12 protein-coding genes are annotated in these 13,854 nt (G+C 44.0%); all 12 read right to left on the reverse strand.

The genetic code is table 11. The features are described from left to right. Window positions 1-4 precede the first annotated feature (4 nt). The 12 genes from FIU95_RS18085 to FIU95_RS18140 all read right to left on the reverse strand — a co-directional run bounded on the left by FIU95_RS18085 (window position 5) and on the right by FIU95_RS18140 (window position 13,846). A complete protein-coding gene (locus FIU95_RS18085; protein WP_152455211.1) occupies window positions 5-1,315 on the reverse strand; it encodes a phage tail protein in 1,311 nt (436 codons plus the stop codon). 77 nt (window positions 1,316-1,392) lie between these two features. Continuing rightward, window positions 1,393-1,941: a phage tail protein I gene (locus FIU95_RS18090; protein ID WP_152455213.1), complete on the reverse strand. Its 549-nt coding sequence runs from the start codon at window positions 1,939-1,941 to the stop codon at window positions 1,393-1,395. A 13-nt stretch (window positions 1,942-1,954) separates the two neighbouring features. Next, a complete protein-coding gene (locus FIU95_RS18095; protein ID WP_152455215.1) occupies window positions 1,955-2,554 on the reverse strand; it encodes a 2OG-Fe(II) oxygenase in 600 nt (199 codons plus the stop codon). After that, window positions 2,541-3,182 (reverse strand): 2OG-Fe(II) oxygenase, encoded by a 642-nt coding sequence (locus FIU95_RS18100; RefSeq protein WP_152455217.1) that lies wholly within the window; start codon window positions 3,180-3,182, stop codon window positions 2,541-2,543. Before FIU95_RS18100 ends, FIU95_RS18095 begins: the two co-directional genes overlap by 14 nt. Before the next feature lie 9 nt (window positions 3,183-3,191). Beyond that, complete coding sequence (locus FIU95_RS18105) at window positions 3,192-4,136, reverse strand: hypothetical protein (RefSeq protein WP_152455219.1); 945 nt, start codon at window positions 4,134-4,136, stop codon at window positions 3,192-3,194. A gap of 2 nt (window positions 4,137-4,138) precedes the next feature. After that, window positions 4,139-5,965 (reverse strand): collagen-like protein, encoded by a 1,827-nt coding sequence (locus tag FIU95_RS18110; RefSeq protein WP_152455221.1) that lies wholly within the window; start codon window positions 5,963-5,965, stop codon window positions 4,139-4,141. A gap of 254 nt (window positions 5,966-6,219) precedes the next feature. Beyond that, entirely contained in the window at window positions 6,220-8,061 is a 1,842-nt protein-coding gene (locus FIU95_RS18115) for a tail fiber domain-containing protein (protein ID WP_152455223.1), read from the reverse strand. 200 nt (window positions 8,062-8,261) lie between these two features. After that, window positions 8,262-10,082 (reverse strand): tail fiber domain-containing protein, encoded by a 1,821-nt coding sequence (locus FIU95_RS18120; protein WP_152455225.1) that lies wholly within the window; start codon window positions 10,080-10,082, stop codon window positions 8,262-8,264. Between the two features lie 249 nt (window positions 10,083-10,331). Then, entirely contained in the window at window positions 10,332-12,179 is a 1,848-nt protein-coding gene (locus tag FIU95_RS18125; RefSeq protein ID WP_152455227.1) for a collagen-like protein, read from the reverse strand. Window positions 12,180-12,192: 13 nt separating this feature from the next. After that, on the reverse strand, window positions 12,193-12,498 hold the full coding sequence (locus FIU95_RS18130) for a hypothetical protein (RefSeq protein WP_152455228.1): 306 nt from the start codon (window positions 12,496-12,498) through the stop codon (window positions 12,193-12,195). A 59-nt stretch (window positions 12,499-12,557) separates the two neighbouring features. Next, window positions 12,558-13,508, reverse strand: a complete 951-nt coding sequence (locus FIU95_RS18135; protein WP_152455230.1) for a baseplate J/gp47 family protein — start codon at window positions 13,506-13,508, stop codon at window positions 12,558-12,560. Next, window positions 13,505-13,846: a GPW/gp25 family protein gene (locus tag FIU95_RS18140; protein ID WP_152455232.1), complete on the reverse strand. Its 342-nt coding sequence runs from the start codon at window positions 13,844-13,846 to the stop codon at window positions 13,505-13,507. The genes FIU95_RS18135 and FIU95_RS18140 overlap by 4 nt, the downstream gene beginning before the upstream one ends. Window positions 13,847-13,854 lie beyond the last annotated feature (8 nt).

The raw sequence follows: 13,854 nt of genomic DNA on the forward strand, positions 1-13,854 counted from the left end.
GAATTTATGGTGTTACACGCTGAACATAAGCCAACGCATAATAGGGAGGTAAAATCGCCACAGTATGGTCATGGCCGTTATTTGAAGATGCACTTGCAGTATGGTTATGTGCGCCACCACCGCCGCTATAGCGAGTATAAGTATTTAACGCATTATCCCAATTGCCGCGATCATAGCCTCTTAATATCCAGTGTTGCTGAGGAGTTCCCTGAGTACTATCATCGTAACGGCCAAGATCATGATGGTGACGGTGACTGGGAATCTGAGATAATGTTAAAGTATGATTATTTACCGTAATGGCATGGGAGTGAGCACCATTTTTACTGGTTCTCGCAGTCGTTGCCCCACCGCTAGCTCCAGCAGAGTAACTTCCTCCAGCACCCAGTACAAAACGATTACGTAAATCCCGTGTGCCATTACTTCCGTTACAGAGCTTGTACTCGGCTGGTAAATCCTTAATTTCTCCACCCCAGATATATATCAACTGGCCTGGGAACTGCTTATTGATATACCCTTTTAAGGTCTCAGGAGTGACAACTTTTTTCTTTTCTCTACCGATATCCACATCGCTTTGACTAGCCAGTGTAACGGTTCCAGTCTGGCTTGTGCTTGCCGTTGCAGGCTTATTATCATTCAGCTTCTTTTGTAGGGTTTTCGGAGTAACTACCAGTGTGCCGCTATCCCCAGCATCAACGGCCTGTTGCGAAGCCAAACGGGTTAACCCATCTCGACTTGTAGTCGCATAGGCGTGACTATGATTAGCGAGTGCCAAGACTGAAATACGTTGGTGAAGTGTTTTAGGCGTTACGGCTTTATCATCAATGCTACCAGTATTAACTTCCGCTTGTGTCGCAACTGGAATAACTCCCGCGCGACTGGTAGTCGCCGATGGATTACTAAAACCGGTATCTCCAACAGTAATCTTATCGGTACTACTACCAGACAACTTAATATCCAGAGAGAGTAGATAAGTAGAGTTAGCTCCTTTTTTTCCGACTGGAGCAGCTCCAGGTCCCACAGAATAGATGGCATATAGCACCCCTGTGTCAGTAAATAAGCCAAACTCATTAACATCATAAATGTCGCTACTTTCATCCTTTAGGGTGATATGCAACATATCGTTGGCAACTTCCACATTGCCAGAAATGGTTGTTAGTCTTTTAAATTCCTGTTGTAGCCCTGTAGCAGTAGCATCCGGGCTCCAACGACCTGTACCTAAGGCAATCTTAGATAATTTAACCGGTAGAGTTCCGGCATTATTCTCATCCACGATGGCCTTTTGCCCCGCGGTGGTAAGTACTAGAGAAAGTGTCACGGTTTTACTCCATGCACGGGCAAGCGCACTCCGATAAAATTATGAAGTGGCTTACGGGTAAGTTGAAAAGATTTTTTTTAGATTACGTTAAATCGTAAGCGATCAAATATAGCTGTTCGTGCCACGCCGACCGATAAGGTAGTAGCACTTGCCTGAGTTCCCAATCGCATGGTGAAGTGAGAGCGAAGTGGCTTTACATAGGATACGGCTGTCACTATGTCTTTCTGAAACTCAGCACTTACAGGCTTGCCAAACTCATCCACTGCATTAAGCACCAAGTCAAAAGTATGTGGTTTTCCTGGAGGATCAGTCTGGAACCACTCTACAATCGCTACGTCCCCACCAAAGGCTGCAGCGGCTTCCTCGACAGCGGCTCTAGTACCTTTTGTTGTATGGGTGGTAAACGCTGAACGGATCACCGCACGTTTTGTAGCCGTAGGCCAGCTATCGTTCCAGGTATCCACACTGTGTTGCCAAGCTAAAAAAGGCAGAAATGCAGGAGGGCATTTATTAGGATCGTAAAGGTCAGTAATATTGACCGGTATAGCATCAAGCCGTTTCGCAATGGCAGACTCCACTGCCAGCTCCAATCGACTAGCATTGGGTGGCAATAAAGTATTATTCATAATTCACCCCTTGTTAATCTGCATAAAAAAGTGCGTTCGTTAGAATATATTTTGTCCCCTCTAGCACTGGCAAAGATTGATGTAATTCCAAAGGGGAAAAAAGAACCAGATCCCCAGCATTAGGTGCAACACTTTCACCACTCTGGAAAAAATTCAACTGACCACCTTGGTAATTATCATTTAGATATACAACTAACGTTAGTTCCTTACGACGACCAAAATGATAAAATCCCGATCTTGCACCATGATCAGGATTATCAAGATAATTCAGTGGAGCAGGATTATCTTGATGTGTATGCAAATATTCACCTTTACAATATCGAATTACACGGGACTCATAGTAATAACGATGTGGCCCAGACGCTCCATAACACTTATCTAAAGCTCTAGTAACGGATCCAACCAATTGATCTCGCACCCATAATAAAGGTTCATGGCGTTCTACCCAGGTTTCAGAGCTGGTTCTTGAATCACCTACAAAATTATCCGCGGTATATCCAACCCGTCCAGAACGTAGCCAATGCCCATGTTGCTCGGCGGCTTTAATGATTTCGCTACATACCACTGGGGATAGAGCTTCTTGTGTGTAGCTAACTATTTCAGGCGGCAGCATTAGAATCCTCCTTTATTGTTATTAACTCAGCTGAGTCAGCAACAATATCTTCATGCGCAGCCATCCAACAAAGTAAAATGTACTTGTTATCACTTTCCGGTGGAAAAGCTTCATGTAAATAATTGTCTGAAACAGGAAAAATGAGTGCACTTCCTGGGTTTGTATGGCAAGTTACTTCCTGCTCAGGAAAAAAAACCTGCCCACCACTACAATAATTAAGATGAATAATCACCGTTAATTGGCGCCATTCATCTTCGCGACAGTGACGTAAATCGGTATGTATCCGAAAATAACCATCAGGCCGATAACGAACGACACGGGTAGGTTCCGCAACTAAGTGACCATGTACACTTGCAACATTCTTCCGATATAATTCAGCTAGACACTGATAGCGTTCTAGTAAACGCTGCTCTAACTCTTTAAACTCAGGGTTTCTAAACAACCAAATTTCATGACAACGGCGGTTGCGTAGACTCACTACGTTATCACTACCATCCTCTAGAACCACACGGCCAGGTTCATTGAACCCAACAGATTCGCTGAGTTCTATAATTTTTCGACACTCTTCTTTAGTAAATACATCGTGTACATAGACAATACGAGGGTCATCTGTGCGTTCTATCTTCACTGTGACCTCCTACGGAATGTGACTATTTATCCCTACACTAAAGTCCATACCAATCCCCCCCCCCATACTGGAATATTTGGTGGCTATTAGCTTAGTGGTTTTATCAAAAGGATACGAACTTTGCCCAGATAATTTAATCCTAATCCTAGTTCCACAGGTACTGTTACCTATAGATGTACGATGACGGTAGGCGTAACGAGTGCCATTAATGGCTGCAAGTGAACCTACTGATGGAGAAGCCCCTACTATATTTGAATTATCACCAGATACGCTTGCATTATCGAAACGCAACTGAAAGTTATCACCCACAGTACTACTAGTCGGCGTTACCCATGCAGAGCCTTTGATAGCTGTACCGTTATTACGTACTGTATATATATATCCATTCCTTGCCACCTGAATTTTTATAGTCGCAGTAAGGGTCGAGGTAGCAGTATAACTAGCACTGATATTTGCCGGATGTAGCTGATAATGGCGAAAAGTAATAGTTAACGTATTACTATAAACAGTCCCCACACCATCAGTAACCTTACAGCGATACTGACTAGTAGTTATTTGCCCGCTCACATTACGGCTGAGGGTTACACTTCTACCATTTGCAGATACCGACAAGGTTGTACCACTCACCTTTTCCCAAGTGTATTTAAAATTACCCGACCCATTACTTGGCTGACTACAAGTTAGGGTTGTACTGCAAGTCACTGAACCTGTACCAGCATTTTTTTTAAGCGTTGTGCCAGATAAGGATGGTGTACTCATGGCAACATAGTCAGTCGCACCATAAAAATCAGCGCTATCCGCAGCGCCAGAAGTAGGCACACTACTATTTTGCGAAATACTTGGTACATAGCTGCCACCTCGGTAATACTGTGATGTATTACCGGCACCACTCTGCCCAAATACACTCTGCAAGTTTGCGCTGCTGGCCTGGCCACTCTTGGGCATAGTTGCCATAGTTATCCCCGTTGATTCTTTTGTTCACTCTGCAGAAAAATTTTCATTGTTTTTCTGCAATCCAGAATGATCTCTGCTTGCTCCTTCAGACGCGTTTCTTGATCTTTGCACACTTCTACAAGCAATCCCGTCACGGCGTTATAATCAGCTTGATCATAGCGCTTTCCATATTTTTTAAATTTAGATTTATAAACTGTGCGCGGTAGTGCCCTGCGGATATCCGGGCTCATTAAACCACCAGATCCACGGCCACTGTCTTTCCAATCAAAAAGCACGCCGTTAAGCTTTTCCAAACGCGTTATGGGCTTATCTATCTTGCGCACATTGGTTTTCAATATTGGATCTGAGCCAACCGAGCTTGATTGCCAATATACATGCCCATCCGCATGGAAATTACCGGAAGATACATCAAACAGATATTTTGTTGTGGTACCAGAGCGGATATATAGGTCACCCGTATGCAAGCTCAAATAGCCGTGACTTCCGTTATGCGTCATGCGCATATCGGCTTCATTACCCCAGCGAATCTCCTTGCTATCCTGCCATTCAGTATGTCCACTTACATTATCATTGGTATCTGAACGAATCAGTTGAGAGCCATGTAAGTTATCAACAGTGTCTGCGTTAGCTGCGTTAGAAGCACTGCCAGCACTTCCCGCATTGCTGGCATAACTAACACTTAAATTCAGTGAGAGATTGCCATTGTTATCAAAGCTGGCTGAACCACTACCGTTACCGTTTACTGAAACAGTACCACCAGATTTTACTGCGCCAATTTCTGCCGGAGTCGGCTTTTGGTCTTCATGGTAGATTTTCTTTTTATTACCGTAATATAGTCCAACAGATTTTTTAATATAAGCTGCACTGGGCTCATCGACTTGCCAAGCTGCTTCATTATTATAGGAAATCGTGACACCATTCGATTTGGTAGCCCCCAGTTCGAATACACTAACACCAAAAAAATCAACAGATTTTTGCACCCAGAGTTCGACCGGTTGACCGTATCCAGCAGAGATCAAACGAAAAGCATCGTCTTTAAAAGCTTCACCATGGTTGAAGGCGAAAGTGACACCGCTATCCGATACCAAAGTTCCGGGTTCGGTTGTCTGAACTATCATCACGCTCACCATCGCATGACCACGAGCTCCAGAGCTATTGGTGCTCAAAAGCAATACTAAGGATGCATTAGCGTATTTATTATTTGGCATATTAAGTGTGGCTACCTTTGCCCAATAATTTGCCGTATTACTTCCTGCATTTTGCAAGTTACAGACTCTTCGCCCTAAACCCTCCATGGGAAATGGCCCTATATCTCCTTTTGTTCCGTCGGTATAGGATACCCGAAGAACTCCATCAGTCATTATTTCCATTGTGGAAATACCGCGACCAGTATTTCCCTTAGGACCGGCCAGGGAACCGATAACAGTCCAATTACCTGAATTTTTGCCATAAAGAATTTTACTAGAACTGGCTAAGTCCACATAATAATCGCCATCGCGGCCTAGATTTTTTGCAGGGATACCATTATCTGCAAGAATACCGAAACCCTGCTCACCCTGAATCCCTTGGATGCCTTTATCGCCTTTATCGCCTTTATTCCCTCTTGGCCCTTGTGGACCTCGCAGATTTCTAAGCTTTGCCCAGCTATTGCTTTTTTTCCCGTAAATGTCAGCGCTATCATAATCAAGATACTGATCGCCATTATTTCCGAGTCCATTCGCAGGAACACCGCTACCCCAATGTAACGTTGCACCCTGCGGGCCTGTCGGGCCGGAGGGACCAGCCACCCCGCTCTGGGCCAATGTTAATTTCTGAGTAATTTCGCTCATAGTCTTCTCAAGATTAATCCAAAAAAACAGCGGAATGTTGACGCTGCCTATACCAGATTTTCTGTCTAGTAAATTATAAATTCATAAAAGCGGACAATAGCTTAAAGCTAATAGATAAATAACTTTCCAACATAAGTCTAATATTTAAAATAGCTTTTTAGAAACAGGAATACAACGCCGACATCCAACAGTTTAAATGCCAGTTACAGAAAACATAAATCACAGGCCATGCCATTTTATATTTAAAGAAATATTTAATGTATTTTTCTAACCTGAACCTGTATGTCTTTTATTATATTTTGCAATTGGTCAATGATATTACTTTGCTTTTTAAATGCTTTATCTTGCTGCTGCAACCGATGCTCCTGATCTTTACATACCTCAACAAGTAAGCCACTGACCGCGTTATAATCGGCTTGATCATAACGTCGACCATTCTTTTTCAATTTAGATTTGTACACAGTTCGCGGCAATGCCTTTCGGATATCCGGGCTCATTAGACCACCTGAACCGCGTCCACTATCCTTCCAATCAAAAAGAACACCGTTCAGTTTTTCCAGGCGCGAAATAGGCTTATCAATCTTGCGAACATTGGTTTTAAGCATCGGATCCGAACCTACCGAGCTCGACTGCCAATACACATGACCATCAGCATGGAAATTACCACTGGAAACATCAAATAAATATTTCGTCGTATTGCCAGACCGTATATATAAATCACCGGTGTAAAGACTTAAATAACCGTGGCTTCCGTTATGCATTAGGCTCATATCAGAATCGTTTCCCCAGCGCGTCTCTTTACCGTCCTGCCACTGACTATGTGCAGCTATCGTATCGTCAACGTCTGAGCGAATAAATTGCCAACCGTGCAGACTGTCCACAGTATCTGCATTGCCTGCTGTACTGGCAGTATTGGCACTACCGGCGCTAGCGGCATAACTATTACTTAAATTAAGTGATAGGTTGCCATTGGCATCAAAACTGGCTGAGCCACTGCCATTACCGACGATCGAGACAGTACCGCCAGACTGAACTGCGCCAATTTCCGCGGCTGTTGGCTTTTGCTCTTCATGATAGATTTTCTTATGGTTACCGTAAGTTAAGCCTACGGAATGTTTAACGTATGCTGCACTGGGTTCTGTGGACTGCCAGGTAGCATCGTTGTTATAAGCAATAGTTACACCTTTAGATTTACTTGCACCGACCTCAAAAACACTCACTCCAAAATGATGAACGGATTTTTGTACCCACAATTCAACTGGTTGACTATGTCCCTCACAAATTAACCGAAATGCATCATCTTTAAAGGCACTACCATGATTAAAGGTAAAAGAAATTCCGCTATCTGCCACTAAGGCATTTGGCACATTCTGCTGGCAAACATGAACCGTCACCATAGCGTGACCACGAATTGCAGAACTAAAATTAGTTAGCAGCAATACTAAAGTCGCATTGGCATGAATACTATCTGGCATATAAAAAGTAGCTATTTTTGCCCAGTAGTATTTGCTATCTAAACCTGCATTTTGCAGATTACATACATGGCGCCCCAGCCCCTCGACAGGAAAAGGACCAGTATTTTCTTTTATACCATCGGTATAGATAACTTGTAAGCTACCATCGACCAATACCTCAATACTGGAAATACCCCGACCACTATCCCCTTTGGGACCAGACAGGGTACCTATAACAGCCCAGGTTCCGTTTGTTTTTCGGTGTAGATTTTTACTAAGGCTATCGAGCTCCACATAATGCTCTCCATTCCGGCCTAAACTAGCATCCGGAATTCCGTCACCAGCCAAAATACCAAGACCCTGCTCCCCCTGAATCCCCTGGATACCTTGGATACCCTGATCACCTTTATTTCCCATTGCGCCCTGTGGACCTCGTAAATTACGCAGTTTCGTCCAGCGGTTATCGCTTTTACCATACAAGTCGGCACTGTCATAATCGAAATATTGGTCGTCATTTTTGCCGAGGCCCACGGTGGGTACACCACTGCCCCAGTGGATTGTTGCTCCCTGGGGCCCCGTTGGGCCGGATGGACCTGCCACACCGCTCTGTGCCAGTGTTAATTTCTGTGTAATTTCGCTCATAGTCTTCTATTGGTAAAACAGTGGTTTACGGCGCCAAAATGACGCTGTTAGATATTAAGTAGTAACTATTATTAACAACAAATAAAAAAGGTCGTATCAAGAAGGACCAGGGAAACAATATAAATTACTTACGTGAAATATATAAATTATTAATAATGGGTTTACGTTAAGCCAGGAAAATGGTCATTTTTAAACATTACTCAATGTTTTGCTTTACTCACAACCCTTCGCTGTAGCTTTTTAACGACCTTCTCTTGCTGTTGGAAAGCTATCGTTTGCTGCTTTAGTCGGCTATCAAGATCTTTACACACCTCAACCAATAAACCGATGACTGCATTATAGTCTGCTTGATCATAACGCTTACCACCTTTTTTTAATTTCGATTTATAAACCGTGCGCGGTAACGCTTTCCGTATATCCGGGCTCATTAATCCGCCGGAACCACGCCCGGTATCTTTCCAATCAAAAAGAACACCGTTGAGTTTTTTCAATCGGGAAATAGGCTTGTTAATCTTGCGTATATTAGTTTTGAGAATTGGATCGGAACCAACTGAACTAGATTGCCAATACACATGGCCATCCGCATGGAAGTTACCGCTGGAAACATCAAACAAATATTTTGTTGTTGTACCAGAACGAATATACAAGTTGCCAGTATGTAAACTTAAGTAACCATGGCTTCCGTTATGCATCATACGCATATCGGCATCATTACCCCAACGTGTTTCCTTGCCATCTTGCCACCAAGTATGTGTGTTTACCGCATCATCAACATCAGAGCGGATAAACTGCCAACCATGTAACCCATCCAGTGTATCTGCATTACCAGCACTAATAGCATTGTTGGCACTTCCCGCAGTGTTGGCGTAACTATTAGTTAAGCTCAATGATAGGTTGCCTTCGGCATCAAAACTAGCTGAACCACTACTATTACCACTGACTGAAATAGTACCACCGGACTTGACTGCGCCTATATCAGCTGGGCTAGGCTTTTGCCCCTCATGATAAATTCTCTTATTTTTACCGTAGACTAATCCTGCAGATTGTTTGATGTAGGCAGCACTTGGCTCAGAAATTTGCCATGAAAGCGTTTCGTTATAGGTTACCTTGGTACTGACGAGAGCGGCTGCCAACTCATAAACATGTAGCGATACAAAGGGCTGCTTTTTTTGAACCCAAAGCTCAATAGGCTGACCATAACCAACAGAGATCAATTTAAATGCGTCATCGCCAAAAATTTCTCCGTGTTTAGAACCTATAAATACACCTGAATCTCCTATAAGTGTATCTGGATCACTTCCTTCCCGAACTTTGACAGTAATAATTGCAGAACCAAGAGCTGATTGATCACCAGTAACAAAAGAAAGCATCAAACAGGCATCAGAAATTCCCGACAGCATATTTATCGTACAAACTTTAGCCCAATACCCTGCATTCCCGCCTCCAGGATTTATGCTAGATAAAACTAGCCGCCCCAATCCTTCTACTGGAAAAGGTCCTGCATTTTCTTTTAGGCCATCGGTATAGGAAACCCGTAAAGTACCATCGGCCAATACCTGCATATTGGAAAGACCACGGCCCGTATCTCCTTTGGGTCCAGCCAAGGTACCAATTACAGACCAGGTGCCGCCTGTTTTTCGGTATAGTTTTTTATTGAGGCTATTGAGCTCTACATAGTGCTCTCCATCACGGCCTAAACTAGCAATCGGAATACCGTTACCAGCCAAAATACCAGGACCCTGCTCACCCTGAATACCTTGAATACCCTGAATACCCTGATCGCCTTTATTTCCTTTTGCGCCTTGGGGACCACGCAAATTTCTCAATCTCGACCAGAAGTTATCGCTTTTACCATATAGGTCAGCATTATCATAATCAAGATATTGATCGCCATTATTACCAAGGCCCGCAGCGGGTACACCACTTCCCCAGTGAATCGTTGCACCTTGGGGGCCAGTTGGGCCTGAAGGACCAGCTACTCCGCTCTGCTCCAGAGTTAATTTCTGTGTGATTTCGCTCATAGTCTTCTTAGGATTAAATAGCAACGCAGGACGCGACGGTAACATAACCACAAATCAAGCGTTTAGCATTATAAGTACTGAGGTAAAAAAAGGCTTGAATCGCATTACACCGAATAATTACTCCAATACGAATAAAAGGAGAGTTGCACACAGTAAAGACTACCCGCCTCACCCTTAGGCACCGCGGGTGATTTTTCAAGCTATAGATTATTGTTATAGTCTTAGTCGGTGTTTGGTATGACAGTATAATTATTTTCGCTTTCTAACCTGATGCCGCAAGGTTTCTACAATGCGCTGCAATTTATGAATGATTTTTCCTTGTTTCTTAAAGGCTCTAAGCTCTTCTCCCTGTTGCTTGAGCCTATTTTCGAGATCCTTACAAACCTCAACCAACAAACCGGTAACTGCATTATAGTCTGCCTGATCATAACGCTTACCATCCTTTTTTAGTTTCGATTTATAAACCGTGCGCGGCAATGCTTTCCGTATATCCGGGCTCATCAAACCACCAGAACCACGACCACTGTCTTTCCAATCAAAAAGAACGCCGTTGAGTTTCTTCAAGCGGGAAATGGGCTTGTCAATCCTGCGTACATTAGTTTTAAGAATGGGATCGGAACCAACTGAACTAGATTGCCAATACACATGGCCATCCGCATGGAAATTACCGCTGGAAACATCAAATAAATATTTTGCTGTTGAGCCAGAACGAATATATAAGTCACCAGTATGTAAACTTAAGTACCCATGGCTACCGTTATGCATTATGCGCATATCGGCATCATTACCCCAGCGTGTTTCCTTGCCATCTTGCCACCAAGTATGTGTGTTTACCGCATCATCAACATCAGAGCGGATAAACTGCCAACCATGTAGCCCATTCAGGGTATCTGCATTACCAGCACTATTAGCATTGTTGGCACTTCCGGCAGTGTTGGCGTAACTATTAGTTAAGATCAATGATAGGTTGCCATCGGCATCAAAACTAGCTGAACCACTACTATTACCACCGACTGAAACAGTACCACCGGACTTAACTGCACCAATCTCAGTAGGAGTTGGCTTTTGCCCCTCGTGATAGATTTTCTTATTATTGCCGTATATAAGCCCTACAGATCTTTTAACATAAGCTGCACTGGGTTCATCCGGCTGCCAAACAAAAGCATTGTGATAGGATATTGAGGTACTACCGCCGAAACCAGATTTAGCGATTTCATAAACGGACAGCTGACCATAATCTACTTCTTTCCTTATCCATAGATCAACCGATTGACCAATACCAGCTGAAGTCAGTTTGAAAGCATCATCTGCGAAAACTTTACCATGGTTCAACCCTATAAATATGCCGGAATCTCCCTCCAACACTGTCGTACTTTGACGACACTTTACCGATATAACTGCGGTACCATGCGCTCCTGCACCATTACCAACAACCATTGCTAGCATTAATCCGATCTCACTGTATCCAGCTGGTACATTGATCGTAGCTACTTTTCCCCAATATCCTGAAGTACCTTTCCCTGGCGATCCTGCATAAGCCACTAATCTGCCCAAGCCCTCAACAGGAAATGGCCCTATATCCCCTTTTGTGCCATCGTTATAGGAGACCCGTAGAGTTCCATCTACCAACACTTCCATACTGGATATACCACGGCCAGTATTCCCCTTAGGACCAGCCAAGGTACCAATTAATGACCATGCATCAGTACTTTTGTAGTAAAAATTTTTGCTGGGACTACCAAGTTCCACATAATGTTCGCCATCACGCCCAAGATTTTTATCCGGTACACCATTACCGGCTAAAATCCCGAATCCCTGTTCACCCTGTACCCCCTGGATGCCCTGATTGCCTTTATCGCCTTTACTCCCTTTTGGACCTTGTGGGCCACGTAGATTGCGCAGCTTGGCCCAACTATTACCGGTTTTCCCATAAATATCAGCACTGTCATAGTCGAGATATTGGTCACCGTTATTACCAAGCCCCGCAGCAGGGATACCACTCCCCCAGTGAATGGTTGCACCTTGGGGGCCAGTTGGACCCGAAGGGCCGGCAACTCCACTTTGTGCCAGAGTTAATTTTTGGGTGATTTCACTCATTGTCATCTCAAAGCTAAACAGTTACGCGCGGCGCAACGGTAACGCGGCCATAAATTAAACGCTCGGCACTATCGCTACTTGGGTTTAAAAACAAATCATAAATGGCCTCGCGCCAAATAAATCCTGCAGTTACTAGGCCTGGGATCTCTATCTTAAGCTGACCATTTTTCGGGTCGCCAGTATCACCTCCCACTTTGAGACCATCAACGTTGTCCAAGGAGAGTAATAGTGTTTTATCGTCATGGTTATCACGTACCTGTAATCGTGCAGTGTAGCCAGTCAAGTCACGTGGATTTCCAGGTGGGGACTCAATTGTCATTAGCAATCCATAACTAGCCCCTTGTTCAAGTTCTATATTGTAGTTAGAGCCGTACATAATTATCCCCGAATAATTTCAATACCTGCACACCAGGCTGTCTGATGTGGTTCATTGAGAATGTCAAACTCAGGTTCATGCAATTGAACCCTTTCGATCCCCTCCTGATGTAACACTTTGGATAACCCCGACCTGGCAACTGTCAGTCCTAAACCATGGCGTTTCTTCGCATAAGCAATTGCCGCCTCTTCGGCGCGCTGATACAAGGCTTCATCTACCGGCCCGGGCATTGGTGTCAGCGTTGCCCGAATGGAGTATTGTTTTATTTCTGGCTCAATAACTTCCACCTTGTCAGTTAGGGGCCTTACGGTATGTTCTGACAAAGAATTTTTTACTGCAGCGAGCAAATCGGGAGAAGCTGAACCATTACCCTCAGTGCTAAGAACCACTACACGTACCACACCATCACTTGGGCTGCTGGCTAATGCATCTTTAATACGTGGATCGGCTGCTAGAGCATGTTTTTTATAAGAGCCTTTCGGACCAGCAGTAGTCAGACCTTCGAAAGCTAGAGGGATTCGTCCGCGGTAGCGCGTATCATCTTCGCCCTTCAATCGCCGGGTTTTATTATTTTCACCCAGTTGGTCTAGGTCAGCATCGACTGCAAAAGCCACCATAACACCCCGTGCTGCATCATTAACTCTCTGGCGAGTGAGCATTTCCCGATAAGCGGCAACCTGTAGCAAGCGAGCTAGAGGCTCACTTTCCATTTTTATATAGCTTAGATTCGCTAGATTATCAGCTGGCACCTTGAAATAAGGGGCGCCGTCGTCTGTGATCAGCGTCGCCTTATTAACTTTAGGCTTGATAACCTGACCTTCTTCATCTAGCAATAATGGAGCTGCACCATCTAGCTGCGCTACCATTTCACTATAAATACTCTCAAAATCCAGAGTTTCCACAAGATTTGGTGCTGGCAGGCGGCTTATATCTACTGCACTTTCTGTTGTCATATTTCTATTCCCTCCAGGGTTAAGAACTCACCACTTTCCACCATATATCCGGACAACTTCATAGATACACCGCTGCTATCCATACGAACAACCTGTATTTCAGTAAGCTGAAAACGGGGCTCCCAGAGACTTAAAGCTTCAGCTGCATTAGCATACATATCCACTAGATTGGAACGTGTTAGTGGAGCATCTACAGAGTGGAAAATCTTTGCACCATAATTTCTACGCATTATACGGGAACCAATGGGTGTACTGAGAATATCAGTGATTGACTGCCGTAAATGTTCAATTTCTGAAATAGCCGCACCGCTGTTTTTATCCATACCGAAACGTTGCATGCTTCCCC

Origin of the sequence: Microbulbifer sp. THAF38 (assembly GCF_009363535.1) — a bacterium.
GTDB lineage: Bacteria > Pseudomonadota > Gammaproteobacteria > Pseudomonadales > Cellvibrionaceae > Microbulbifer.

Coding starts and splice junctions, on each gene's coding strand:
- FIU95_RS18090 (WP_152455213.1), bottom strand. CDS start 1,941: ATGAATAATACTTTATTGCCACCCAATGCTAGTCGATTGGAGCTGGCA.
- FIU95_RS18095 (WP_152455215.1), bottom strand. CDS start 2,554: ATGCTGCCGCCTGAAATAGTTAGCTACACACAAGAAGCTCTATCCCCA.
- FIU95_RS18105 (WP_152455219.1), bottom strand. CDS start 4,136: ATGGCAACTATGCCCAAGAGTGGCCAGGCCAGCAGCGCAAACTTGCAG.
- FIU95_RS18110 (WP_152455221.1), bottom strand. CDS start 5,965: ATGAGCGAAATTACTCAGAAATTAACATTGGCCCAGAGCGGGGTGGCT.
- FIU95_RS18115 (WP_152455223.1), bottom strand. CDS start 8,061: ATGAGCGAAATTACACAGAAATTAACACTGGCACAGAGCGGTGTGGCA.
- FIU95_RS18120 (WP_152455225.1), bottom strand. CDS start 10,082: ATGAGCGAAATCACACAGAAATTAACTCTGGAGCAGAGCGGAGTAGCT.
- FIU95_RS18125 (WP_152455227.1), bottom strand. CDS start 12,179: ATGAGTGAAATCACCCAAAAATTAACTCTGGCACAAAGTGGAGTTGCC.
- FIU95_RS18130 (WP_152455228.1), bottom strand. CDS start 12,498: ATGACAATTGAGTCCCCACCTGGAAATCCACGTGACTTGACTGGCTAC.
- FIU95_RS18135 (WP_152455230.1), bottom strand. CDS start 13,508: ATGACAACAGAAAGTGCAGTAGATATAAGCCGCCTGCCAGCACCAAAT.
- FIU95_RS18140 (WP_152455232.1), bottom strand. CDS start 13,846: ATGCAACGTTTCGGTATGGATAAAAACAGCGGTGCGGCTATTTCAGAA.